Annotated in this window: 25 protein-coding genes; 5 read left to right on the top strand and 20 right to left on the bottom strand. The window is 66.1% G+C overall.

What is annotated here, in order from left to right:
* Positions 1 to 5: 5 nt before the first annotated feature.
* The 3 genes from J2808_RS15065 to J2808_RS15055 form a co-directional block, all read right to left on the bottom strand.
* Entirely contained in the window at positions 6 to 569 is a 564-nt protein-coding gene (locus J2808_RS15065; RefSeq protein WP_309818143.1) for a regulatory protein RecX, read from the bottom strand.
* 149 nt (positions 570 to 718) lie between these two features.
* On the bottom strand, positions 719 to 1,774 hold the full coding sequence (gene recA, locus J2808_RS15060) for a recombinase RecA (RefSeq protein WP_309818142.1): 1,056 nt from the start codon (positions 1,772 to 1,774) through the stop codon (positions 719 to 721).
* 203 nt (positions 1,775 to 1,977) lie between these two features.
* Positions 1,978 to 2,199: a DUF3046 domain-containing protein gene (locus J2808_RS15055; RefSeq protein ID WP_309818140.1), complete on the bottom strand. Its 222-nt coding sequence runs from the start codon at positions 2,197 to 2,199 to the stop codon at positions 1,978 to 1,980.
* Between the two features lie 41 nt (positions 2,200 to 2,240).
* On the opposite strand from J2808_RS15055, the gene J2808_RS15050 reads away from it, so the two are divergent.
* Entirely contained in the window at positions 2,241 to 2,831 is a 591-nt protein-coding gene (locus J2808_RS15050) for a MarR family winged helix-turn-helix transcriptional regulator (protein ID WP_309818138.1), read from the top strand.
* Between the two features lie 73 nt (positions 2,832 to 2,904).
* Here J2808_RS15050 and J2808_RS15045 read toward each other — a convergent pair whose 3' ends face one another.
* The 8 genes from J2808_RS15045 to J2808_RS15010 form a co-directional block, all read right to left on the bottom strand.
* Positions 2,905 to 3,357: a helix-turn-helix domain-containing protein gene (locus J2808_RS15045; RefSeq protein WP_309818137.1), complete on the bottom strand. Its 453-nt coding sequence runs from the start codon at positions 3,355 to 3,357 to the stop codon at positions 2,905 to 2,907.
* A 166-nt stretch (positions 3,358 to 3,523) separates the two neighbouring features.
* Positions 3,524 to 4,003, bottom strand: a complete 480-nt coding sequence (locus tag J2808_RS15040; RefSeq protein ID WP_309818136.1) for a CinA family protein — start codon at positions 4,001 to 4,003, stop codon at positions 3,524 to 3,526.
* A gap of 8 nt (positions 4,004 to 4,011) precedes the next feature.
* Positions 4,012 to 4,647, bottom strand: a complete 636-nt coding sequence (pgsA, locus tag J2808_RS15035; protein WP_309818134.1) for a CDP-diacylglycerol--glycerol-3-phosphate 3-phosphatidyltransferase — start codon at positions 4,645 to 4,647, stop codon at positions 4,012 to 4,014.
* Positions 4,648 to 4,656: 9 nt separating this feature from the next.
* Entirely contained in the window at positions 4,657 to 7,569 is a 2,913-nt protein-coding gene (locus J2808_RS15030; protein WP_309818132.1) for an FtsK/SpoIIIE family DNA translocase, read from the bottom strand.
* 161 nt (positions 7,570 to 7,730) lie between these two features.
* Positions 7,731 to 9,422: a ribonuclease J gene (locus J2808_RS15025; protein ID WP_309818130.1), complete on the bottom strand. Its 1,692-nt coding sequence runs from the start codon at positions 9,420 to 9,422 to the stop codon at positions 7,731 to 7,733.
* Positions 9,423 to 9,463: 41 nt separating this feature from the next.
* Positions 9,464 to 10,372, bottom strand: coding sequence for a 4-hydroxy-tetrahydrodipicolinate synthase (dapA, locus tag J2808_RS15020; protein ID WP_309818128.1), 909 nt, complete (start codon positions 10,370 to 10,372; stop codon positions 9,464 to 9,466).
* Positions 10,373 to 10,574: 202 nt separating this feature from the next.
* Positions 10,575 to 11,321 carry a carbon-nitrogen hydrolase family protein gene (locus J2808_RS15015; RefSeq protein WP_309818125.1) on the bottom strand — a complete coding sequence of 249 codons (747 nt, stop codon included), beginning with the start codon at positions 11,319 to 11,321 and terminating at the stop codon, positions 10,575 to 10,577.
* A gap of 9 nt (positions 11,322 to 11,330) precedes the next feature.
* Positions 11,331 to 11,753, bottom strand: coding sequence for a hypothetical protein (locus tag J2808_RS15010; RefSeq protein WP_309818123.1), 423 nt, complete (start codon positions 11,751 to 11,753; stop codon positions 11,331 to 11,333).
* 130 nt (positions 11,754 to 11,883) lie between these two features.
* On the opposite strand from J2808_RS15010, the gene J2808_RS15005 reads away from it, so the two are divergent.
* Positions 11,884 to 13,119, top strand: coding sequence for a heparan-alpha-glucosaminide N-acetyltransferase domain-containing protein (locus J2808_RS15005; protein WP_309818120.1), 1,236 nt, complete (start codon positions 11,884 to 11,886; stop codon positions 13,117 to 13,119).
* Between the two features lie 102 nt (positions 13,120 to 13,221).
* On the opposite strand, the gene J2808_RS15000 is transcribed toward J2808_RS15005, so the two are convergent.
* The 7 genes from J2808_RS15000 to J2808_RS14970 all read right to left on the bottom strand — a co-directional run bounded on the left by J2808_RS15000 (position 13,222) and on the right by J2808_RS14970 (position 18,943).
* On the bottom strand, positions 13,222 to 13,704 hold the full coding sequence (locus tag J2808_RS15000; protein WP_309818118.1) for a hypothetical protein: 483 nt from the start codon (positions 13,702 to 13,704) through the stop codon (positions 13,222 to 13,224).
* 3 nt (positions 13,705 to 13,707) lie between these two features.
* Complete coding sequence (gene dapB, locus J2808_RS14995) at positions 13,708 to 14,478, bottom strand: 4-hydroxy-tetrahydrodipicolinate reductase (protein ID WP_309818117.1); 771 nt, start codon at positions 14,476 to 14,478, stop codon at positions 13,708 to 13,710.
* 168 nt (positions 14,479 to 14,646) lie between these two features.
* The gene (locus J2808_RS14990) at positions 14,647 to 15,108 is read right to left on the bottom strand and encodes a molybdenum cofactor biosynthesis protein MoaE (protein ID WP_309818115.1); all 462 of its coding nucleotides are present in this window, start codon (positions 15,106 to 15,108) and stop codon (positions 14,647 to 14,649) included.
* Positions 15,098 to 15,631 (bottom strand): MogA/MoaB family molybdenum cofactor biosynthesis protein, encoded by a 534-nt coding sequence (locus J2808_RS14985; protein ID WP_309818113.1) that lies wholly within the window; start codon positions 15,629 to 15,631, stop codon positions 15,098 to 15,100. Before J2808_RS14985 ends, J2808_RS14990 begins: the two co-directional genes overlap by 11 nt.
* Positions 15,628 to 16,122, bottom strand: a complete 495-nt coding sequence (gene moaC, locus J2808_RS14980) for a cyclic pyranopterin monophosphate synthase MoaC (RefSeq protein ID WP_309818111.1) — start codon at positions 16,120 to 16,122, stop codon at positions 15,628 to 15,630. Before moaC ends, J2808_RS14985 begins: the two co-directional genes overlap by 4 nt.
* Positions 16,110 to 17,354 (bottom strand): molybdopterin molybdotransferase MoeA, encoded by a 1,245-nt coding sequence (locus tag J2808_RS14975; protein WP_309818337.1) that lies wholly within the window; start codon positions 17,352 to 17,354, stop codon positions 16,110 to 16,112. The genes moaC and J2808_RS14975 overlap by 13 nt, the downstream gene beginning before the upstream one ends.
* Before the next feature lie 23 nt (positions 17,355 to 17,377).
* Positions 17,378 to 18,943 (bottom strand): molybdopterin-dependent oxidoreductase, encoded by a 1,566-nt coding sequence (locus J2808_RS14970; RefSeq protein WP_309818336.1) that lies wholly within the window; start codon positions 18,941 to 18,943, stop codon positions 17,378 to 17,380.
* Between the two features lie 210 nt (positions 18,944 to 19,153).
* Here J2808_RS14970 and moaA point away from each other — a divergent pair, with 210 nt between their 5' ends.
* From moaA to J2808_RS14955, 3 genes are all read left to right on the top strand, one after another.
* A complete protein-coding gene (moaA, locus tag J2808_RS14965) occupies positions 19,154 to 20,314 on the top strand; it encodes a GTP 3',8-cyclase MoaA (protein WP_397428063.1) in 1,161 nt (386 codons plus the stop codon).
* A gap of 5 nt (positions 20,315 to 20,319) precedes the next feature.
* Positions 20,320 to 20,586: a MoaD/ThiS family protein gene (locus J2808_RS14960; RefSeq protein ID WP_309818109.1), complete on the top strand. Its 267-nt coding sequence runs from the start codon at positions 20,320 to 20,322 to the stop codon at positions 20,584 to 20,586.
* Positions 20,587 to 20,695: 109 nt separating this feature from the next.
* Positions 20,696 to 22,231: an HNH endonuclease signature motif containing protein gene (locus tag J2808_RS14955; RefSeq protein WP_397428062.1), complete on the top strand. Its 1,536-nt coding sequence runs from the start codon at positions 20,696 to 20,698 to the stop codon at positions 22,229 to 22,231.
* Between the two features lie 75 nt (positions 22,232 to 22,306).
* On the opposite strand, the gene J2808_RS14950 is transcribed toward J2808_RS14955, so the two are convergent.
* Both J2808_RS14950 and J2808_RS14945 read right to left on the bottom strand, forming a co-directional pair.
* Complete coding sequence (locus tag J2808_RS14950; RefSeq protein WP_309818107.1) at positions 22,307 to 22,768, bottom strand: DUF1579 family protein; 462 nt, start codon at positions 22,766 to 22,768, stop codon at positions 22,307 to 22,309.
* 47 nt (positions 22,769 to 22,815) lie between these two features.
* A complete protein-coding gene (locus tag J2808_RS14945; protein WP_309818103.1) occupies positions 22,816 to 24,159 on the bottom strand; it encodes a M16 family metallopeptidase in 1,344 nt (447 codons plus the stop codon).
* Positions 24,160 to 24,241: the final 82 nt, after the last annotated feature.

Genomic DNA, 24,241 nt, shown 5'->3' with positions numbered 1-24,241 from the left:
GCGACCTACAGGTCCGGCTGGTTGCCGTCCTGGCTGGCCGCCCGCGCATCAAGCACTTCCCCTACCACCCGGAACGCTTGCGAGGGCTGGTAGCCCTTCCGCGCAAGCATCGAGGCAAGGCGCCGGGTGATCTTATCCCGCTCGCCCCTGTCCGAGAGGTCTGTGCCGGGCCGGAGCTTCCGTTCCACAAGAAGGCGGGCCGATGCCTCCTCGTCCGCGTCGGAAAGCTGCTCCAGCGCGGCAGCAGCCGTATCCGCATCGATGCCTTTGTCTGACAGTTCCCGGCGCAGCGCCCCTTTCGCCAGCTTCCGTGACTGGGACCGGCTGCGCACCCACATGTCGGCAAAGTCGGCGTCGTCGATCAGGCGGACTTCCTGGAACCGGTCCAGGACAGCCTCCGCCACGTCCTCGGGGATGTTCCGCTCGGCAAGCTTGCGGGCCAGCTGCAGCCGGCTTTTTGCCGAACTGGTCAGCTGCCGCAGGACAATGGCACGGGCTACAGACGCCGGGTCAGGCTCGACGTCCTCAGCGATCGGCGACTCCGCATCCGGTCCGTCCGGATAGCCCACCGAAGGGAGGCCAGCCGGTGAGGCGGCGCTTCGCCCAGTAGCGCTTCTGCGCCGCCCGCGTCCTGCCCCGGAGCCCCACTCACCCATGAATCTGCTGTGCCTTCGAACGCATTGTCCCGGCAGCCCTCAACCCCTGGTAGCCGTCAACCCTAGAAGCCGTCAACAGCCTTCAGCTTGGGCGCGTCCTTGGACTCATCCGCGGCAGGCTTGACGCCCACGCCCAGCTTCTCCTTGATCAAGCGCTCCAGCTCAGCCGCCAGCTCAGGGTTGTCGCGCAGGAACCGGCGGGAGTTCTCCATCCCCTGGCCCAGCTGATCGCCGTCATAGGTGAACCACGAACCGGACTTCTTGATGAGGCCGTGCTCTACACCCATGTCGATGATGCCGCCCTCACGGGAAATGCCCTGGCCATAGATAATGTCGAACTCGGCGATCTTGAAGGGCGGGGCCATCTTGTTCTTGACGATCTTGGCCTTGGTGCGGTTACCGACAGAGTCTGCACCTTCCTTGAGCGTCTGGATCCGGCGGACGTCGATGCGGATGGAGGCGTAGAACTTCAGGGCCTTACCACCGGTGGTGGTCTCCGGGGAACCGAAGAACACGCCGATCTTTTCACGGAGCTGGTTGATGAAGATGGCGGTGGTTTTGGTCTGGCTCAGCCGGCCGGTGATCTTACGCAGTGCCTGGCTCATGAGGCGGGCCTGCAGGCCAACGTGGCTGTCACCCATGTCGCCTTCGATTTCCGCGCGGGGCACCAGGGCGGCAACAGAGTCGATGACGATGACGTCCAGCGAGCCGGACCCGATCAGCATGTCCATGATTTCCAGAGCCTGCTCGCCGGTGTCAGGCTGGGAGACCAGGAGGGCGTCTGTATCCACGCCCAGTTTGGCGGCGTATTCCGGGTCCAGGGCGTGCTCGGCGTCGATAAACGCGGCAATGCCGCCCTGGCGCTGGGCGTTGGCAACGGCATGCAGTGCCACAGTGGTTTTACCGGACGATTCCGGGCCGTAGATCTCTACGACGCGGCCGCGCGGCAGGCCGCCAATTCCCAAGGCCACGTCCAGGGCGATGGAGCCGGTGGGGATGACCTCGATGGGGGCACGGACTTCGTCCCCCAGCCGCATGACGGATCCTTTGCCGAACTGCTTGTCAATCTGGGCCAGCGCTGCTTCCAACGCTTTTTCACGATCCGGGGCTGCCGCCATGGTTCACACCTCTAATGCTTTCTCGCTTTGGAGTGGCCTCAGGGGCCGTTATTGGTCATCTCTGACGCTAATGGCACCCTCCGACATTCAAGCCGGGCGACATCGCGTATGTGGATAACCCACTACAAAAAGCATAGCTTTACCCGAACAGATATTCGAACAGATCCAACGGCGTGTCAGCCGGTGGCAATTCGGCAGGGAGGTCAGTCGCGGGGTTTGACGTCACGGCCAAGGCGCCGCTCAGGTGGAACGTCCTGCACTTCGCACATTGCAAGCCAAACGTTCCGGGGGCTCACGCCGGCGCTGAGGGCCTGGTCAGCCGTTCGTCCGCCGACACCGGCGAGAACCAGGGTGCTGCTGAGGACCCGGGAGTAGCCTGCCCCGAATTCGTCGTCCATAAGCCGCCAATAGTCACTGATCCGCACCAATAGAGTCTCTCATGATCCCGGACCCTAGAATTGTTGCCATGAGCAACCCTGCCGATGGCCCTCCTGCGCCGGGCCCCGCCGAAGCTGGTCCTGCGGACCCAGGTTCCCGCCCGGATCCCGGCCCGGACAACGTCGATGAAGCACTGAATACCGTGGAACAGCAGATCAGCCTCTTTTGGCGTCGCGCCCGGTCGGTGTCATATCAGCTCTCCCGCCAGGTCCACCCGGACCTGGAGCCGGCGGCTTACGGGCTGCTGGCGGTGATCCGGCGCGAAGGTCCCATCCGCCTGACTGACCTCGCCCTGAACATCGGTGTGGGAAAGCCCTCGGTCAGCCGCCAGATTGCGTTCCTGGAAAGTATCGGGCTGGTCTTCAAGGAAGCGGATCCCCTTGACGGGCGGGCGCAGTCGATCCGTCTCACGGAAAAGGGTGAAGAAAAGATGCACCAGGTCCAGGATGCGCGCCGGAAGGATTTCCGTGAGCGGTTGGCGGAATGGCCGGTGGAGGAGCTGCGGACGCTTGCCGAATATATGGCCAAGCTCAACTCCATTTTTGACCTTGACGTCCCAGCCAAAGACACAGCCGCCCGGGTCGGCGGAACCAGCCCGCAGGGCAACACCCCAATGTAGGACAAACACCACAAAGCCTCCGGCTGATGCCGGAGGCTTTGTGGTTGATGCGTGCAGGGCTCCTGCGGCCGGTTTACCGTGCGCCGGAAAGGAGGCCTGTTGAGAGTTCGTTGGTCAGTTCAGCGTTGAGGTCGCGCTCAAGATCGCGGCCGTAGCGCTGTGAGAATTCCTGGGGAACAGTGTCGGGAACGGCAACGCCCTCGGCCACGGCTACGCGGTCGCTGACTTCACGGAGCATGCTGGACAGCGGCACGTCCAAGGCGGAGCAGATTGAGGACAGGAGCTCTGACGAGGCTTCCTTTTGGCCCCGCTCCACTTCACTGAGGTAACCCAGGGATACACGGGCACTGTGCGACACTTCGCGGAGCGTACGCCCCTGGCGCTGGCGGACATCGCGCAGGACATCACCGATTTCGTGACGAAGTACAACCATTTTGCGCTCCCTCTGTTCGCTCTTAGCCTGATCGGCGAGGCCCACATCCTTCCAGCGGACAACGCCGTTTACGGATACGGGCTGCTTTACCATCTGTATCGCCTTGCTCCTTCATAAGTCCGGTCCACCCGGAGGGAACCGTAGTTGTTTATTCATCCTAGGCGCCCCGGCTCTGCCAAAGCGACACAATGTAATAACTAATAGGTTCCGGGATTTGTTCCCGGCAACTTTACGCCCGGTAGCTTCAGGAATATAGGGCTCAGGAAGACAGGACTTCGAGCAGCCTTTCCAGTGCAGCCCCGCAGGCCTGCCCGCGGATGTCGGCGCGGTTACCACTGAAGGTGTATTGGAAGGCCGAGGCACTTCCCTCCGTGGCGACCCCAATGAACACTGTGCCCACCGCTTTGCCATCGTGTTCCTCCGGGCCGGCCACACCGGTGGTGGCGACGCCGATGTCGGCCCCCAGCGCAGAGCGGACACCTGCCGCCATGGCCGCTGCGACGTCGCCGTCCACCGAGCCAACGCCGCTTAGCAGTTCAGCCGGGACCCCCAGGACGTCGGTCTTGACGGAGTTCTGGTACGCCACCACGCCGCCCTGCAGCATGCCCGAGGCGCCCGGAGTATCGGCCAGGACGGCTGTGACCATTCCGGCCGTGAGTGACTCCGCAGCTGCTACCGTCCGGTCCGTGTCCAAGGCCTTGCGGACTGTCTGTTCGGCCAGGTGGTGAAGGTTCGTCACGTCAGCTCCTAGTTGCCAGGCGTAGTATTTCCGGACCGCTTGCCGTGGGCCCGGAGCCGCAGGGCTTCCACCACATATTCCACACCGGTCCACACGGTAATGAGAACCGCCACCATCATGACGGCGAACGCCACCCAGACAAGCCACGGCGCCAGCGCGCCCAGGGGCAGCAGATAGAGGAAGATCGCGGCCGTCTGCACAACAGTCTTAAGCTTTCCGCCGCGCGAGGCCGGGATGACGCCATAGCGGATGACAACAAAGCGGAGTGCTGTGATGCCCCATTCCCGGACGAGGATGACGATGGTGACCCACCAAGGCAGCTCCCCCAGCACCGAAAGCATCACCAGCGCCGAACCGATCAGGAGCTTGTCGGCGATGGGATCGGCGATCTTGCCGAAATTAGTGATGAGCCCGCGGCTCCTGGCGATGTCGCCGTCGAGCTTGTCTGTGTAAATGGCGACGGCGAACGCCAGCACCGCAGCCCAGCGCCAGAGTCCTGACTCGCTGCGCAGCCCGGGGGCATCGGCGAGGAGGAACCAGACGAAGAACGGCACCAGGGCGATGCGCAGCATGGTCAGGATGTTGGGAAGATTCCAGATCCCGGGGCTGCTGGAGCCGGCGGCAGTTGCTTCGGTGCTAGTCACCCTTCTAGGCTACCGTCCGGTGAGTGACCAGGCGTCCTCGGATCCGTCTTCATCCTCGCCGTTGGAGCTGGTGTCTGCTCCGTCGAAGTATTCAACGTTCTGGCTGCGCTGGTCCAGGTCCGCCTGCACGAGGTCCTCCGCGTAGCCGCCCTGGGCGATATTGGCGTTGGCATTATCGCTGAGCGCTGCAGTCTGGGAATCCGCAACAGCCGGGGCGTCCTGGCCCTTCATGGCCGCCAGCACGGCAGCCAGATCGTCGGGTTTGACCAGCACGTCGCGCGCCTTGGAACCCTCCGAGGGGCCAACCACTCCCCTGGACTCGAGGAGGTCCATGAGTCGCCCGGCCTTGGCGAAGCCCACGCGGAGCTTGCGCTGCAGCATCGACGTCGAACCGAACTGGGTGGTGACCACCAGTTCGGTGGCCTGCAGCAGCACTTCGAGATCGTCCCCGATGTCGTCGTCAATCTGCTTCTTCTGCGCCTCGGGGGCAACGTCGTCGCGGTAGTCGGCCTTCAGCTGGCCCTTGACGTGTTCCACCACCTTGTGGATTTCGGACTCGGTGACCCACGCGCCCTGGACGCGCATGGCTTTGGAGGCGCCCATCGGCAGGAAGAGGGCATCGCCCTGGCCGATAAGTTTCTCGGCGCCGGGCTGGTCAAGGACCACCCGGGAGTCGGTGACTGAGGAGGTGGCGAAGGCCATGCGGGAGGGCACGTTGGCTTTGATGAGGCCGGTGACGACGTCCACGGAGGGCCGCTGGGTGGCGAGGACCAGGTGGATGCCTGCCGCACGGGCCAGCTGGGTGATGCGGACGATGGAGTCTTCGACGTCGCGGGGGGCCACCATCATCAGGTCGGCGAGTTCGTCAACGATCACCAGCAGGTACGGGTAGGGCCGGATGACGCGCTTGGAGTCCACTGGCGGCTGGACCTTGCCGGCCCGCACCGCCTTGTTGAAATCATCGATGTGCTTGAACCCATAGTTGGCGAGGTCGTCGTAGCGGGCGTCCATTTCCCGGACCACCCACTGCAGGGCTTCTGCCGCCTTCTTCGGGTTGGTGATGATGGGCGTGATCAGGTGCGGCACACCCTCGTAGGCGGTCAGCTCCACGCGCTTGGGGTCCACCATGACCATGCGGACCTCGTCTGGTGTGGCCCGCATGAGGATGGACGTGATCATGGAGTTCACAAACGAGGACTTACCGGCACCGGTGGCACCCGCGACGAGAAGGTGGGGCATCTTCGCGAGGTTGGCCACAACGTAGCCGCCCTCGACGTCTTTGCCCACGCCCATGACCATGGGATGGTCGGTCCGGCGCGCGTTCTGGCTGCGGAGGACATCGCCCAGGGAGACCGTTTCACGGTCGGAGTTGGGGATTTCGATGCCGATGGCGGACTTGCCGGGTATGGGGCTCAGGATGCGGACGTCGCTGGAGGCTACGGCGTAGGAGATGTTTTTGGACAGGGCGGTGACCCGCTCCACCTTGGTGCCCGGCGACAGCTCAATTTCGTACCGGGTCACAGTGGGCCCACGGCTGAAGCCGGTGACCTGGGCGTCCACATTGAACTGGTTCAATGTCTCGGTCAGTGAAGCCACAATGGCGTCGTTGGCTTCGGTGCGTTCTTTGGGGATGGAACCGGGGGTCAGAACGTCCGACGACGGAAGGGTGTAAGTGACGTCGCCGGCCAGGGAGAGCTGCTCGGTCCGCTGCGGAATGGGCGTGGGCAGCGGCACCGGAGTGACAGGCTTGGCCGGAACCTGCGGAACGGCGACGGGATTAAGCGAGCCCGCGGCGACCATCCCGGGCGTCACCAGGGGAATGGCCTCGGTGGCGTTGTCCGCCGGGCTGTGTACGGCAGTGCCGAGGCCTTGGGCGGCCTTGATCTTTTCGACAGCGATTTCGGCCTGGGTGGGGCGGCGCACGCCCGGAGCGGGACGCGGTGCACGCCCTGGCTTTCCGTCTGCCGCATCGTCATCATCATCGATGACCGCGTGCTCGAAGGCTTCGTCGCCGACATAACCTTCCAGGCCGGCGTCGGATTCTTCATCTTTGCCGAAGAAGCGCCGTTTCTTCTTCTTCGGCGCCGCGGCGGCGCGCGATTCTTCAAGGTAGCTGCGGTCGTGGCTGTCGCCGGCCTCCCCGGGCTCCTGCAGGTCGACGCCCATCAGGTGTTCGTAGGCGGCGTGCAGCCGGCGTGGGATGGCTCCGAAGGGCGTGGCCGTGATGATCAGCAGTGAGATGAAGGCCAACAACCCATACAGCACAACAGGCACCACCGCATGGATGGCGGCAAGCGGTGAGGCTGCCAGGAAGCCGAGCATGCCGCCTGCCTGGCGGAGGCCGTCGAAGCCCTGGGCAACGGTGGGCTGCCCGCCCAAAACATGGGCCAGGCCGCAGCCCGCGAACGTCATGATGAGGAAGCCGATCCCCACGCGGTTGTTTCCGCGGCCGTCGTCGGGCCGCCGGAACAGCCGGAAAGCGCAGACAAAAAGCATCAGCGGCAACAGCAGGGACACCCATCCGAAGGTGCCGTTGACCACGCTGTAGACAGCGTCCGGGAACCATCCCGTCAGGCCCCACCAGGCGAACGTGGCGACAAAAACGCCCAGCGCGAGGTTGAACAGCGCTGCGCCGTCACGGCGCTCCTCGGCCGGCAGGTCGCTGACGTCGGAGCCGATCCTCCGGACTCCCCCGCCCACCAGGTGGCCGACACCCAGCCACGCGCCGCCCACTACCCGCAGGAGCCACGGCTGATGCTGCTCGACGGCGGGAAGCTGGCGCGTGCGCGCGGCACCGGCGGAGGATCCGGCCCGTCCGCTGGTGCGGGAGGAGCCTGCACCGCGGCCTGCGGAGCTGCCGGATTTGGCGGTGTTGGTGCCTCGGGCAGTGCCTTTGGGCGCGGGGGTAGTGCGAGTGGCCATACGTGCCACGGTACCTGAACTGCGGCGGTTTTCCGCGGATTTCCGGCCGTTCCGGGGCGTTTATGTTGCCGGTCGGGCGGCGCCTTCGGCGGTGCCCGGGCACAGGGAAAGGCCCGGTTCCGAAGAACCGGGCCTTTCAGATTCCGTGAGGTCCAGAGGTGTTATGCCTCGAGGACCACCGGGATGATCATGGGCTTGCGACGCAGCTTGCGGTTGACCCAGGTACCCACCACACGCCGTACCACCTGCTGGAGCTGGTGCGTGGTGTGGTCCGTGCGGTTCAGCACTGCTTCTTCCAGTGCGGCGTTGATCTTCGGGATGATCTCGTCGAAGACCGCATCATCCTCGGCCACGCCGCGGGCGTGGATTTCCGGCCCCGAGACCACCTTGCCGGTGGTGCGGTTGATGACCGTGATGATCGAGATGAAGCCTTCATCGCCGAGCGTCTGACGGTCCTTCAGGTCCGCTTCCGTGACTTCGCCGACGCTGGAGCCATCCACGTAGACAAAGCCCACTTCAACCTGGCCCACCACGTCAGCGCGGTGATCCTTGAGGTCGATGACGGTGCCGTTGTCGGCCAGGATGACGCTTGCGGTCGGGACGCCGGATTCGATGGCGATCTTGCCGTTGGCGATCAGGTGCCGGGTCTCGCCGTGCACAGGCATTGCGTTGAGCGGTTCAAGGATGTTGTAGCAGTACAGCAGCTCGCCGGCGGCTGCGTGGCCCGAGACATGGACCTTTGCGTTGCCCTTGTGAATAACGTCGGCGCCGAGCTTGAGCAGGCCGTTGATGATGCGGAACACGGCGTTCTCGTTGCCCGGGATCAGGCTGGAGGCAAGGATGACGGTATCGCCATCTCCCACCACCACCCGGTGGTCGCCGTTGGCCATCCGGGAAAGGGCCGCCATCGGTTCGCCCTGCGATCCCGTGGACATCAGCACAACGCGGTTGTCCGGCAGGTTGTCGATGTTCTTGATGTCCACCAGGAGGCCCTCAGGAACATCGAGGTAGCCAAGCTTCGCGGCGATGGCCATGTTGCGGACCATGGAACGGCCCACGAATGCGACCTTGCGGTTATGCTTGGCCGCTGCGTCCAGCACCTGCTGGACGCGGTGGACGTGCGAGGAGAAGGACGCCACAATGATGCGTTTGGTGGCCTGGCCGAAGAGCCGTTCCAGCGTGGGGCCGATTTCCTTTTCGGCGGTGGTGAAGCCCGGCACGTCAGCGTTCGTGGAGTCGGACATAAAGAGGTCAACGCCCTCTTCGCCCAGCTTGGCAAAGTGACGGAGGTCCGTGATCCGGCCGTCCAGCGGCAGCTGGTCCATCTTGAAGTCGCCTGTGTGCAGGACGGTGCCGCCGGCTGTGCGGATGAACACTGCCAGGGCATCCGGGATGGAGTGGTTGACCGCAACGAACTCGCACTCGAACGGGCCGAACTTTTCGACCTGGCCTTCTTCGACCGTCAGCGTGTACGGACGGATCCGGTGTTCCTGCAGCTTGGCCTCGATCAGGGCCAGTGTCAGCTGCGAGCCCACCAGGGGGATGTCGGCGCGGAGCCGCAGGAGGTAGGGAACGGCGCCGATGTGGTCCTCGTGGCCGTGGGTCAGGACAACGGCCACGATGTCGTCCATCCGGTCCTCGATGTACGAGAAATCCGGCAGGATCAGGTCAACGCCGGGCTGGGTTTCCTCGGGGAAGAGGACGCCGCAGTCGACGATGAGCAGCTTGCCTTCGATTTCGAAGACAGCCATGTTGCGGCCGATCTCCCCCAGGCCGCCCAACGGAACGATCCGAAGGGTGCCTTGCGGCAGGCGTGGAGGCGTGACAAGGCCAGGAAGGGCAGTTTGGGTCATAGTGCACTACTTTCCAGGCGGAAGGGTGCCGGTCTTAGCCCTCAGGAAAAGACCAGCCCCGCTTCCGCCAAATCCTCGCGGATGGTTTCGATCTCGGCTTCGTCCGGCTCCACGAGGGGCAAACGGACAATCGAGTTGGGCAGGACTCCCTGCCATTTAAGAATTTGTTTGGCTGCAACGGCCCCCTGGACGCGGGTCATCGTTGCCCGGACCACGGGCAGCAGCTCGAAGTTGATCTTCCGCGCGGTTCCGAGATCGTTCGCGTTGATGGCGTCGATCATGTCCCGGAAGCGGCGGGTAGCTACGTGGGTGGTGACGCCCACCAGTCCGACGGCGCCCAGGGACATCCAGGGAAGGGTCAGTCCGTCGTCGCCGGAGTAGAAGTGCAGGTCCGTCTCGGCCATTACGCGGCTGGCTGCCATGAAGTCGGCTTTGGCGTCCTTGACCGCGACGATGTTCGGGTGCTGGGCCAGGCGGATCATGGTGTCGGGCTCGATCGCGATGGAGGAGCGGCCCGGGATGTCGTAGAGCATAACGGGCACGTCGGTTGCGGACGCGACGGTTTCGAAGTGTGCACGGACGCCGGCCTGGCTGGGCTTGTTGTAGTAGGGCGTGACGAGCAGCAGGCCGTCGACGCCAAGGGCAGCCGCCTGCTGGGAGAGGCGCACCGAGTGCGCGGTGTCGTTGGTTCCGGTGCCGGCGATGATGGCCGCACGGTCCCCCACGGCCTCTTTGACGGCGCGGAACATGCCCAGGTTTTCTTCGTCCGAGAGGGTGGACGTTTCACCGGTGGTTCCGGTGACCACCAGTCCGTCGCAGCCATCGTCGACGAGCTTGGTGGCCAGTTCGGCCGCCTGCCCGTAGTCCACGGCACCGTCCTTGGTGAAGGGCGTGACCATGGCGGTCAGGAGCGTACCAAGGGCAGGAATGGTGGCGGATTTGTGAGGCATGGAAAAAACGTTACCCTGTCCGCAGCCGGTTAGGACAATGCCGGCGGCGTGATAAGCGTCAAACAGGCTCTACCGATGCCTCGGAAGGAGCAGCGCGCGGTGCCCGCAGGACGCGGAGTGCGGTGGCTGCAGGACCCGGAGTGGCGTGGCCCCCGGGAGTGCCGGCCGCGGCCCCAGGCCCTGTGGGCAGCACTGCCGGGCGTCAGCGGAATTTCCGCAGGGCGCTCCGCTGCAGGACTGCGGTGACCACCTCGGTGCCGGTTCCGGCCGCGTGTTTCATTTGGAGACCGTCCGGCCCCCAGAATCCGCTCTGTCCGCAGGACGGGCCCAGCGGCGTGGTTCCGCCCAGGTTCGCCAGGATGCCGAACATGCGGTTGTCCATGGCCCGGGCTCCAAGGTGCAGCGCGAGCCGCTGTTCTTCGGCCAGGGTGTAGACCGCCGACACCGCATAGACATCGGCGCCAGCCAGCGCCGCCCCGGTGGAGTGGGCAGGAACCGCCGCATCGGAGCAGATGGCCAGCGCGACCTGCCAGCCATCCATTTCGAGGATCACGGCACCATCGCCGGCGGTGAAGAGTTCCTGCTCCGGTCCGTGAAGGTGCGTCTTGAAGCCGAAATCGGTGGTGCCGTCCGGGTGGATGGCGAGGCACGCGAGCCGCGGCGTGCCGTCAGGCTCCCGGTAGCCGGCCCCCGCCACAGCGGTAATCCCGGTCCGGCGGCAGATTTCATGGAGATCACCCAGCCGTGGATCGGCGGGCCGAAGCCAGGCGTCATCAGCAGCCAGCAGCGGCAGGTTGTAACCGGTCAGCGACAACTCCGGGAAGACCACCAGCCGGGCGCCGTGCGATTCGGCGTCCTCGATCAGCCGGACGTGTTCGTGGACATTCGGCATGATCCCGCCATCCAGGGCCTGGTACTGGACAGCGGATACAGTCAGGGCTTCGGTCACTCCTTCATCCTAGGGACCACCCTGCAGCCGCGCACCATGAAGGTTGCCGGCCTGCGCCTCGCCCGGCTGGCAATACCTCCCCACCGCCGCCTCCCTCAGTTCCTCAGCCCATGCCGCCAACCGCTGGGCTGCCCGGACGTAGTGGAACAGCTCGATGGGTGTGAGGGCTTCAAGATCGGTTTCGGCCAGCCGGCGTGCCAGCTCCGCTCCGGCTGGCTGCGCGGTCAGCGTGATGCCTTCGTCCTGCCACTGAACATCCTCGGCGGGCCGTCCGGCGACCAACTGGCGGAAGAGGAAGTCGACCACCCCGGGGCTCATGGCCTTCATGAGTCCTGCCGGCTGACCCGCGCCGCCACCGTCCGGCGCGGACCACTGGGAGGCCCCTGCGGCTGGAAGTTCCGGAAACTGTTGCGGCTGGAATGGGGTCTGCATAGCCTCATATTATTCGAACATATATTCGAACACAAGAGGGCGTTCCGCAGCCGACGCCCGAGGGGCGCTGCGTCATCCCGTCCGTCATCTTGACTGGGGGCTCTGCAGGTTCGTGTGAGAACATCGCCTCATGACGTCCCGAGCCACAGCAAGACCCTCGCGGGCGCCTCGCCCCTCCGTGGCCGCGGGCCGCCTCCGTGGCATTGACGCAGCCAGGGGGCTCGCGCTCCTTGGCATGATGGCCACGCATCTGCTGCCCACGTTCGAGGCCAATGCCGATCTCACTCCCACGTGGATCGGCCTGACCTTCTCCGGCCGGGCAGCAGCTCTCTTCGCCGTGCTGGCCGGGGTCGGGCTTGCGCTATCCACCGGCAAGCAGGTGCCGCTGGAAGGAACTGCCCTGAACGCCGCGCGCCGCGGCATCGCCCTGCGCGCGCTGGTGATCGCCGCCGTCGGCCTTTCACTGGGCGGGCTGGAAGTGAATCTCGCGATCATCCTGGTCCACTACGCCCTGCTGTTTGTGTGTGTCCTGCCGTTCCTTGGCCTGAAGGTCAAAGCGCTCTGTGCCTGGGCGGCAGGCTGGATCCTGGCCTCACCGGTGCTCGCCTACTTGCTCCGCCCCTGGCTCATGGCGTCGAACCCGCCGCTGCACCTCGGGCACAACCCGTCCTGGGAAGACCTCACGACGCCTTTTCCCCTGCTGGGCGACCTTTTCCTGACCGGCTATTACCCGGCGTTCCAGTGGTTGGCCTACTTGCTGGTGGGTCTGGTCATAGGCCGGCTGGCACTCACCAAGGCGATGATTCCTGTCCTGTTGCTGACCCTTGGCACAGCAGTGGCAGCCCTGGCCAAGGCACTGGGAACTGCCGCGATGGAGAACTGGGGCGGCCGCGCAGCACTGGAGGACGTGTTGAACGCCCCGGATTATCCGCTCCACAGCGTGCTCCAGGTCAACCTCACCGGAATCCGGCAGGAAGGATCGTGGTGGTGGCTGGCGTCGGCTGCACCGCATTCGGCCACCAGCCTTGACCTTGCGCACACCTCCGGAGTGGCCGCGGCCGTGGTGGGTGCGTGCCTGCTGCTCGGCAGACTGGCCGACTGGGTGGACCTGGACCTGCTGCTGCCGCTGCGCGGGGCGGGTGCCATGACGCTGACGCTCTATTCGGCCCACGTCTGGGTGGTGTCCGGTTTCTACCGGAAGCCGCTGCCGGCCGGCTGGACGGAGGACGGCATGTACTTTGCGCACGCCGCCACAGCCATCATTGTAGGCATGGTGTTTGTACTGCTGAAATGGCGTGGCCCGCTCGAATGGCTTGGCCACGCCGCCAACCAGCTGGGCCGAGGCGGGCAGCCCGGCCCGCGCTAGCTGGAAGAATGCGGTAGCTGGAAGCGGCCCGTGTTGCCTTCAACCGGCGTTTTCCGGAAGAGGCCCCCACCCACTTGAAAGTCAGGTGACCTGCAGCAGGTTTCAGCTGGCCTGAACGTTCCCGCGGAAGAGACGCCCGGCATCACGCATGGAGGCGCGGGCGCGCTTACGGTCCCCGGCGGCGTCGTAGGCGCAGCTCAGGCGGAACCAGGAGCGCCAGTCCTCGGGTGCGGCTTCAGCTTCGGCCTTGTACTTCTCGAATTCCTGGTCAGCGGCCGCCCGGATGATCCGGCCGGCCGGGGTGCGCGGGAGCTCGTCCACGGGCAGTCCGCCCTCGGCTTCCAGGATCCGGGCCATCTGTTCCGTGCGGGCACCGAACATCAGCTCCCGGATCAGGGCCCAGGCCCCGACGATCGGCAGCACGAGGTACGCAGCGCCGATGGCTTTGGCCGCCATGTTGTTGTCCATGAGCAGCAGGATGGAGCGCTGGAAGGAGACCACGAGATAGAAGACCAGCAGGAGTGTGACGGCACCCACCCAGATCTTGGTGCGGTTCTTCCGGAAGGCAGCCAGGAACGCGCCCACGGCCTAAACTCCCAGGTCCAGGTAGCCGTCCAGGCCCACCGTCAGGCCCGGGTTCGCGGCAACGTTGCGGATACCCAGCAGCACGCCGGGCATAAAGGAGGCGCGGTCAAAGGAATCGTGCCGGAACGTCAGCTGCTCCCCCGGCCCGCCGAGCAGGACTTCCTGGTGGGCCACGAGCCCGCGAAGCCTGACGCTGTGGACGCGCACTCCGTCCACGTCGCAACCCCGGGCGCCGGCGAGCTCGCTGGTGGTTGCGTCAGGGCTGGCCGGAACCTGCGCAGCGGCCCGCTCGGCAGCGATGAGCTGGGCGGTGCGGACGGCAGTTCCGGAGGGCGCATCCACTTTGTCCGGGTGGTGCAGTTCGATGATTTCCACAGACTCGAAGTACTTTGAAGCCTTGGCGGCGAACGCCGAGGCCAGCACCGAGCCGAGGGCGAAGTTGGGGGCGATCAGCACGCCCGTTTCCGGGTGCTTCGCGAGCAGTGCTTCCAGGGCGGCGAGCCGGGATGAATCCCACCCGGTGGTTCCCACCACGGCGTGCATGCCGTGCTCGACGGCGAAGCGTACGTTCGCTTCGGTGCTCTCGGGAACAGTGAGGTCCACTACGAATTCGGCTCCGGCGGAGGCCAGCTGGTCCAGCGAGTCGCCGCGTCCCAGGGCGGCCACGAGGGTCATATCGGAGGCGGCTTCAACGGCCTTGACGGCCTCGGCGCCCATGCGCCCGTTGGCGCCAAGGACAGCCACGCGGCTGGGAGCGGGGTGTTGTTCGGTCATGCCGTTAACCCTACCGTCGGGCCGGACGCGGGACGGAACCTGCGGACGTGCGTTACCTCGCATGCCGGGGTCCGGAAGAGGGATGGCCAGCTCCCATCCGGGGTACGCCGGCGCCGGCCCGCCCTGTGGCAGACAGACTTGCCGGGGCAGACAGACCAGCTGGCCGGTTCAGCCGCCCGCGCCCACCCATTCAACGGTGCCGTCGGCGAAGAACTGTTCCTTCCAGATGGGAACCTGCTCCTTGATGCGGTCCACGAGTTCCGAACACACAGCAAAGGCCTGGCCGCGGTGGGCAGCAGAAACCGCGCACACCAGCGCAGGATCGCCAATCTCAAGCATGCCGATGCGGTGTGCAGCCCAGATGCGCACCGGCTGACTGGCGGACCCGCCTTCTGAGTGCTCGGCGACCAGCGTGGCGACGACGTCGGCCATCACCTGGTGAGCCGTGGGGTGCGCACTGTAACTGAGCCGCTCAACTGATTTGCCGCCGTCGTGGTTCCGGACGACTCCGCTGAAGCTGACCACGGCCCCGGCCGTGTCCGATTCGACGGCGGCGATGGCCTGATCCACGGAGATCGGCTCCGCACTCAGTACTGCGTGGACTACTTCGAAAACTGATTCAGTGCCCATGGCCACCCTCCAGCTGGTCGCAAAGATGCCCGATCACGGGATCCAGGACGGACAGTCCGTCCATGACGCCTTTCGGCGAACCGGGCAGGTTGATGATGAAAGTCCTGCCGGCAGCTCCGGCATGGCCGCGGCTCAGCGCGGCGAGCGGCGTTTTGGCCGCCCCGGCACGCCTGATGGCCTCCATGATGCCCGGGATTTCCCGGTCCAGCAGCGGCAGCGTGACGTCGGGCGTGCGGTCGTCCGGGCTGAGTCCGGTCCCGCCGCTGGTGATGACGACGGCGGGGTGCTGGGTCAGGAGCGCGCGGATGGCCGCGCCCACCGGTTCGCCGTCCGGGACCACCATGGCAGGGTAGGCCTCGAAGCCGTGTTCGGTGAGCCAGTCGATTATCACGGGGCCGGTCTCGTCGTCGTAGGTGCCGGCCGCGGCCCGCGTGGAGGCGATGACAACACCGGCCTTCCGGCCCTGCACCTCGCCGTGCGTGTGCGGCTCAGGCGTGAAGGTACTTTCGGTGGTGCCGCTCATAGTGTCCAGTCCCCGCTCTTGCCGCCGCTTTTCGCCAGCACTTTGATGTCCGTCAGCACGGCGTGCTTGTCCACCGCCTTGATCATGTCGTAAACGCTTAAGGCGGCCACTGACGCCGCTGTCAGCGCTTCCATTTCAACTCCGGTGACGCCGCGGGTCTTGACTGTGGCAAGGATGTCCACCGAATCGGCGCCGAGGTCAAAGTCTACGGTGACTTTGGAAATGGGCAGCGGATGGCACAGCGGGATGAGTTCGGGGGTCTTCTTTGCGGCCATGATCCCGGCGACCCGCGCTACCGCCAGGGCATCGCCCTTGGGCAGCCCGCCGGAGCCGAGCAGGCCCAGCACTTCCCCTGTAGTTCGGACGGTGGCCGTGGCGGTGGCTTCCCGGGTGGTCTCTGCCTTGTTTGACACGTCCACCATCTGGGCGCTGCCGTCCTGGCGCAGGTGGGTCAGCGCCGGCGGGGTCTGTTCTGGATTCACAACATCCATACTTCCACCTCGTCACCCTCGGCGAGCGCCGGAACCCCGGCCGGCACGTGCACCAGCGCGTTGGAGCCGGCGAGCGCATGCATAAGGTGGGAACTGTCGCCCCCTTCCAGGCGGACGGTGCCATCGCCCTGGAAGCTCCCCCGGCGGACCTGGTGTTTGTGTTCCGGCGAGGTGAGGCTGTGGGCCAGCCGCGCATGGATGGCGGTCCGGGGAGCGGGCGAGCCAAAGAGTTCGGACAGCACCGGCCGCAGGAACATTTCGAAGGACACCAGGCAGCTCACCGGGTTACCCGGGAAACCCAGGAACGGCACGCCGTCGAACGTTCCGATCCCCTGCGGGCCACCGGGCTGCATCGCCACGTGGACGAACTCGGCGGCCTGGCCATCCATGGCCTGGCGGACCACTTCATAGGCTCCCTTGCTGACCCCGCCGGTGGTGACAATCAGGTCAACGGTGCCAGCGTGACTTCGCAGCAGTGCCCGAAGCTCTTCGGGACGGTCCGAGACGATGGCAGTGCGCACCACGGCCAGGCCAGCCTGGCGCATGGCACTTTCGAGAAGGGTTCCGTTGGAGTTGTAGATCTTTCCGGCGGGCAGCGGCTGGCCTGGTTCAACCACTTCATCGCCCGTGGTGGCCAGCAGGACCTTCAGTGACCGGCGAACCGTCACCTCGCCGATGCCCAGGGCGGCAAGCAACCCGAGCTGTGCCGGGCCGAGGAAGGTTCCTGCTGCCAGCGCCCGCTCCCCTGCCGCAATGTCACTGCTGGCGGCGCGGATAAAGGTGCCGGCAGCCGTCGCGGGCAACCGCACAGTACTGGGCACTCCCGGCGTGGGGAACCGATCCGGAACGGCACGTTCCACCGGCACGACGGCGTCAGCACCGGCAGGAATCATGGCCCCGGTCATGATGGGGGCGGCGCAGCCGTGCTCGAGGGCCGCGGGCGTGGCACCTGCCGGAACGGGATCAACCACCCTGAGCTCCGCACCGCCGTCGGGCACGTCCGCACTGTTGATGGCGAAGCCGTCCATTTGGGAGTTGGCGAACGGCGGCAGGCTAAGCGGCGCCGTGATGTCCTGGGCCAGGCCCTTGCCGAGGGCGTCCCGCAACGCGAGCGTTTCCGCCTTGCTTTCAGTCAGCAGCGGCGCCAGCAGTTCGGCGACGGCGGCCCGGTGTTTGGCAACGGACCGCGACTGGTGCGGGGCACCGCCGTGCTCGTGCGGGGAGCTGTGCATCGTCCTGCCTTCGGTGGGCGCCGTCATGGATTCACGTCAACTCTAATGGTGTGGAAGCCGGTGGCTCCGTCCGGCGCAACGGGCCGGCGTTCCTCAGCCTGCGGTTTGCCGCTGAGGTCGGTGGCGCGGACCTGCACCTCGTATTGGCCCGGCGTCAACTCGATGCCCAGCTGCCACTGGTACCACGTGTCCAGCGAGATCCCCGGTGCGAGGTCCGCCTGCTGCCACGGACCGCGGTTTATTCGCAGCTCCACTTTGCTGATGCCAGTGTGCTGCGACCAGGCCACACCGCCGAATGTCACTGTGCCGGCACTGACTCGCCGGCCAGTGCGGGGCACATCGATCCTCGACGCCGTCTTGATGGGGCCGCGTTCGGACCAGCCACGAGGCGTCCAATAACCCTTGTCGTCGGCGAACCTTGTGACCCGAAGCTCCGTCAGCCATTTGGTCGCGGAAACGTAACCGTAGAGGCCAGGCACAATCATCCGGACCGGGAAGCCGTGTTCCAGCGGCAAGGGTTCCCCGTTCATTCCCACTGCCAACAGGGCGTCCCTGTCGTCGGTGAGGACCTCCAGCGGTGTGCCTGCAGTCCACCCGTCGGAGCTCCGGGACAGCACCATGTCAGCGCCGGGCCGTGGGGCGGCCAGGGCCAGCAGTTCCCGCACGGGCCAGCCGAGCCAGCGGGCATTGCCGATCAGGTCGCCGCCCACTTCGTTGGAGACGCAAGCGATGGTCACGTGCCGTTCAATCAGGGGTTTGGCCAGAAGATCGGCAAGGTTTAGTTCAATCTCGCGGTCCACCAACCCGGTCACGCGGAGCGTCCAGGTTTCGGGGTCGATGACGGGAACGATCAGCGCGGTGTCGATCCTGTAGAAGTCCCTGTTTGGCGTGACCAGCGGCTGCATGCCGTCCACGCCTACCTCTGCGCCTGCCGGAATCGCAGGCGCCCCAGATGCTGCGCCGGGCAGCTGCAGTTTTTCGCGGGCAGTGCTGATGCCGGAAGCTGCACCGCGCCAGACACCGGCAATAATCCCGCCGACGGCCGTCACGCCGGCAGCGGCGGCCAGGCTCTGCAGGAAGGTGCGCCGCCCGCTGCTTTGCGCTCCCGCGGTCCCCGCCGCGTCACCCGGCGCCTCATCGTCGAGCCGGCGGATCAGGAACCGAATCAGGAGGGCCCCGGCCAGGGCCGCCACCAGGGGCACTGGAACGGCGCCGGGAGTCAGCTGGGCGCGCGTAAGGACGGCAGCGAGCCCCACGAGCCCAAAGGCAGCAATCACGGCGGCACCGGCAAACCGCCTCGGCTGTTCCAGGACTCCGGCCAGGGCCCCGACGGCCGCAATGACCAGCAGCATCCCGGCCAGGAACACAGCTTTGTCAGCGGTGCCGAACAAGGCAACGGCCCAGTCCTTAACCCCTGGCGGAACGGCGTCAATCACCGCCCCGCCCACCGCAGTGAGCGGCGACAGCGATGGACTCAGGAGTCCGGAAAGCAACTCCCCGGCCACCACCGCGCCGACTGCGGCTACAACCCCTGACACCGCAGCCCACCGGCGGCTGCCCGGAGCGGCACTTTGGATACCCGTCCGCATTTCGGGGCTCGCGCCGTCGTCGGCCGTATCCGGCAGGGGCTGGGACGTGTTCACTCCTCCAGCATAGGTTCGCGGCGGCCGAGCGGCATTGGACTTTCGTCGCCCTTCGCAGGGATTCCCGGCGGGATCCCGGACGGCTACCTGGCCGGGCGCCCGCTGCCGGGCGTCATGGGCGTGATGCCTGGGGCAAACGTGGCGTAGCCTGAATTCATGAGCGTTCAGCTAGGCATGCCGCAATCCCGGGACAGTGCAGGTCCGGCACTGCCGCCTGCCCGGCCGGCTGGCACCCCCGCCGGGCTGCTGGATCAGTACGGCCGCCGCGCCACCGATATGCGGCTCTCCCTGACGGATAAATGCAACCTGCGCTGCACATACTGCATGCCTGCCGAGGGGCTTGAGTGGCTGGCCAAGCAGGCCGTTATGAGCGCCGGGGAGATCGTGCGGATTGTCCGCATTGGGGTGGACCTGCTGGGCGTCCGGGAACTGCGCCTGACGGGCGGGGAGCCCCTGGTGAGGGCGGATCTGGTGGACATCATCGCCGCCCTTCGCAGCAACCATCCGGACCTGCCCATCTCCATGACCACCAACGGTGTTGGCCTCGACAAAAAGGCCGCCGCGCTCAAGGCTGCCGGCCTGACCCGCATCAATGTTTCGCTCGATTCCCTGCACGAAGAGACCTTCACGAAGCTCACCCGGCGCCCGTTCCTGGACCGCGTGCTGGCCGGGGTGGACGCCGCATGGGCTGCGGGCCTGGGTCCGGTCAAACTCAACGCCGTGCTGATGCGCGGTATCAATGACGCCGAATCGCCTTCCCTGCTCGCGTGGGCACTGGACCGCGGCTACGAGCTGCGGTTCATCGAGCAGATGCCGCTGGACGCCGACCACGGCTGGACCCGCCGGAACATGATCACCGCGGCCGAAATCCGTTCCCTGTTGTCTGTGGATTACGTCCTCAGCCCGGACCCCCGCGCCCGCGACGGCGCCCCCGCAGAACGCTTTGAAGTGCGACGCCGGGTGGCCGGGTCAGAGAGTAGTGCAGTGCCTTCGCTGGGTGCTGAGGGGCAGTCGGTGGGCGCCAAGGGCCCGGTGCTGGGGACTGTGGGGATCATCGCCTCCGTCACGGAGCCGTTCTGCTCGGATTGCCGACGCACACGGATCACCGCGGAGGGCAAGATCATGAGCTGCCTCTTCTCGCGTGAGGAGTTTGATCTGCTTGGCTTTCTACGCGCGGGTGCGAGCGATGAAGCCTTGGCCGAACGCTGGCAGGACGCCATGTGGGTCAAGCCCAAGGCACACGGAATGGACCACACCGGTCTCGGCGCAGCGGACTTCGTCCAGCCGGACCGCAGCATGAGCGCCATCGGAGGCTAAATCTGTTGAACGTACGTTACTTCGCTGCCGCGCGCGCCGCCGCCGGGGTGGAAGAGGAAGGCTTCGACCTGCCGTCAGGGGCAACCGTGGCTGACCTGCTGCATGCTGTCCTGGCCGTGGACCGTGCCGTGCCGCCTGCCGGCACCCCTCCCCTGCAGCGCATCCTGTCCCGAAGCAGCTTTCTCCTCAACGAGGTGGCCGTCCGGGACCACACGACTGTGTTAAATCCGGGCGACGTGGTGGACGTGCTGCCTCCGTTCGCGGGCGGATAAGCGACTCTTTGCCTTAGGGGCTGGCCCGCTGCTGGGGGTATCCGTCGGGTTATCCACATAGGCGGTTTGCTTAGCGTCTGTTGTTGGTGGGCGCTGTGATGCTTGGGGTATGGATTGCACAGCGGCTGCGGAGACGGCGGAGGAACTGTCGAGGACTTTCGCTGAGCTTGCTGTGCGGCTCCGTGGGGGCGGATTTCCAGGCACGTGTGGTCCTGATCCTGATCCTGATGCTGATCCGCTTCGGCGGCGGGCGGATCAGTGCTTGGAAGCGCTGGCCACGGTCTCGCGGGCGGACGCGATGATGGCCGCCCTGAAGGTTTATGCGGCGGCGGACTTCGCAGCCACTGCCCGGGCTATTGCAGGACCGCCGGTATCGCCGGAGGACCACACCGGTCAGGAGATGAGTATCGTGGCCGAGGTCGCCTGCGCACTGACGGTCAGCGAACGCACGGGCAGCGCGCTGCTGGGCGAAGCGCACCGCCTGGCCACCGCGCTGCCGCTGACGCTTGCCGCCCTGGAAGCAGGATCGATTTCGTGGCAGCACGCCCGGATCGTGGTGGACGAAACCCTCAACCTGGACGCCTCCGGCGCGGCTGCGTTGGAAGCCCACTTCTTCGACCCTGATGCGCCGAACCCGGCCCGGGGGCCGGCCGGGGAGATGGTCCCTGGCCGGTTCCGGGCCAAGGCGCGGACCTGGCGCGAACGCCACCACCCGGACAGCATCGAAAAACGCCACACCCGGTCCGCCGCGGACCGGCGGCTGGAGTATTCCCCGGACCGGGACGGCATGGCCTGGCTTTCGGCCTACCTCCCCGCCGACCAGGCCGCCGGGATCTGGGACCGCGCCACCGCCGCCGCCCGCGCCCTCCAAGGCCCCACCGAGGCCAGGACCCTCACCCAACTCCGCGCCGACACCGCAGCGGCCTGGCTGCTCGGCGGGGAAGCTGACCTGATCCCCTCACCGAAGGCCCAGGTCTTGGTCACGGTCCCGGTGTTTGCGCTGATGGGCCTCACCGAAGAACCCGCGATCCTCGACGGGTACGGGCCCATCCCGCCGTCCATGGCCAGGGCGCTCGTCGCTGATGGTGCCGAGTCCTTCCACCGCGTCCTGACCGACCCCCGCGACGGCGCACCCCTGGAAATCGGCAGGTCCAGCTACCGGATCCCCAAGGCACTGCGCCAATGGCTTAGATTGCGGGATGGGAAGTGCCCGTTCCCGGGCTGCAACAACCAGTCCCTGGACAACGAAGCCGACCACCTGACGGCCTGGGCCAACGGCGGAACCACCGGGATCAGCAACCTCGCCCAACCCTGCCCCAAGCATCACCGGCTCAAACACACCACAGCCTGGCAACCCACCGAGGCCAGCCCCACCGAACCACCCGGCTGGGTATCACCATCAGGCCGCCGCTACCAAAGCGAACACGCCGACTGGGAACCACCCCACTGGCCCGTCACCATCACCACGGCAGCCACCGGCATCGATCCTGAATCGCGCCTGGACTCGCAGCTGAATGTCGATGTGGATGTCGACAAAAACGTCGACACGGACATGGCTACTGTCACGGATGTGGACGTTGATGCCGATCCCGGACTCATCCCTGCCACCAGCCCTGGAAGGCCCACTTCCTGCCTGGGTGGATAAGTCTCGCGGGCAGGCCCTGAGAGTCTGATCGTTTGTGGCCAAATGTCAGTGCAGGTTCCTGCAGCCATTAAGTGCTTAGGTGCGGCGGCATTCGGAGGTCATGAACGGGACATAGTTCTGGCCCTCGCCGAGGCGCAACTCGGCGGCGTGGGTCAGCACTCCGTCGGCTACGCGGAAGGTGTGGCGCGCCGTCCCCCGGGCGCTGTGGCGCTCCACGCGCAGCACACCGTCCACCCACGTGCAGCGGGCCGGCGCCCCGGGCGGCTGGCCCATGCTGTCCACGTAGTACCAGAGGACGTCGTTGTGGTCGGGATCGACGGTGAACACCCCGTGGCCTTCAAAGTGGCTGCCGTCCGCTTCGGTGTGCCGGTAGCTCTGCACAACGGCGAAACCTCCCGCCGCGCGCGTGAAACTGATTTCCGCCGCTGCTGCGCGTCCGGGCCCCCACGTAGATGGCGCAAGACGCGTGGTTCCGTGCCAGTGGCCCAGGAAGTCTTCCAGCACAGCGTGCACAGTGCCAGGCTGCGGAGGGTTCATGGCTACATTATCGCCGGACAGTGAGCTTCCGGACAGCGTCTACCCTGTCAGAAGCCGAACGTCTCAGTTTCCTCGAACGGACCCACCACCGTGACGGTGCGCGGCGCGGCAGCAAGCTCCCGCGCCAGGTCCTGGACTTCCTGCGCGGTGACGGACTTGATAAGGCGCAGCGTCTCGTCGATGTCCTGGTATTCGCCGGAGACGAGTTCGGCGCGGCCCAGGCGGGACATCCGGGAACCCGTGTCCTCCAGCGCCAGGACAATGCCGCCGCAGAGCTGGCCCACAGCCTTGCGGAGTTCGTCGTCGGAGATCCCTCCTTCGGCGAGCTTGTCCAGCTCCAGCCCCAGCAGGTCCAGCACCTGGCGCACCTTGGACGGCGTGCACCCGGCGTACATGCCGAAGTAGCCGGCATCGGCGTAGGACGAGGCAAAGGAGTAGGTGGAGTACACCAAGCCACGCTTTTCACGGATTTCCTGGAACAGCCGCGAGGACATCCCGCCGCCCAGGACGGCGTTGAGGACGCTCATGACATACCGGCGGCCATCGGTGGCAACGATCGTAGGGCACCCCATGATGATGTTGGCCTGCTCCACTGCACGCTTCACCACATGCAGGCCGGCGGTGCCGGTGATGTCGGCGCGCTCGGTGGAACGCCGCTCCACGGGGGCTGCGGAGGGCTCAAGTGACCACCCGGCAGTGTGGAGCGCATCCACCACAAGGTTGCAGACGACGTCGTGCTCCAGGCCTCCTGCGGCGGTGATGACCAGCTCGTCCGGGCGGTAGTAGCGGCGGTAGTGCTCCCAGACGGAGTCACGGGCGACCGCGCGGATGGCAGCAGGGGTGCCGCCGATGGGCCGGCCCAAGGGGTGCGTGCCCAGCACCGCTGCGACAAAATTTTCATGCGCCACGTCAGTGGGGTCATCGCTGTCCATGGCGATTTCTTCCAGGATGACGTCGCGTTCCTGCTCCATTTCGGCCGGGTCCAGGACCGCTCCGGTGATCATGTCCGCAATAACGTCGATGGCCATGGGCAGGTCGGTGTCCAGGACCCGCGCAAAGTAGCAGGTGCTTTCCTTGGCCGTGGCCGCGTTGGATTCGCCGCCCACCTCATCGAACGCCGAAGCGATTTCGAGGGCAGTGCGGCGTTTGGTGCCCTTGAACAGGAGGTGCTCCAGGAAGTGCGTGGAGCCATGCTGGCCCGGAGCCTCATCCCGTGACCCCACCCCGACCCAGAAACCGATGGTTGCCGAGCGCTGGCCAGGCATCGCCTCGGTCAGTACCCGCACACCGCCGGGCAGCACCGATCGCCGGACAACGGAGCCGCCGTCGGAGCCGTGGACCAAGGTGTCACCGGGCTGGTTCTGCTCAAGCGGCAGGGGTACAACAGTCAATTGAAGCCTTTCAGGAGCGGCGGCCGGATCTGGCTGCCATCGTAACAGCGGCGGGGCCGGTGGATCATCCACCGGCCCCGCC

This window comes from Pseudarthrobacter sulfonivorans (genome assembly GCF_031454915.1).
Classification (GTDB): Bacteria; Actinomycetota; Actinomycetes; order Actinomycetales; family Micrococcaceae; genus Arthrobacter; species Arthrobacter sulfonivorans_C.
This window is presented reverse-complemented; position numbering and strand designations above follow the sequence as displayed.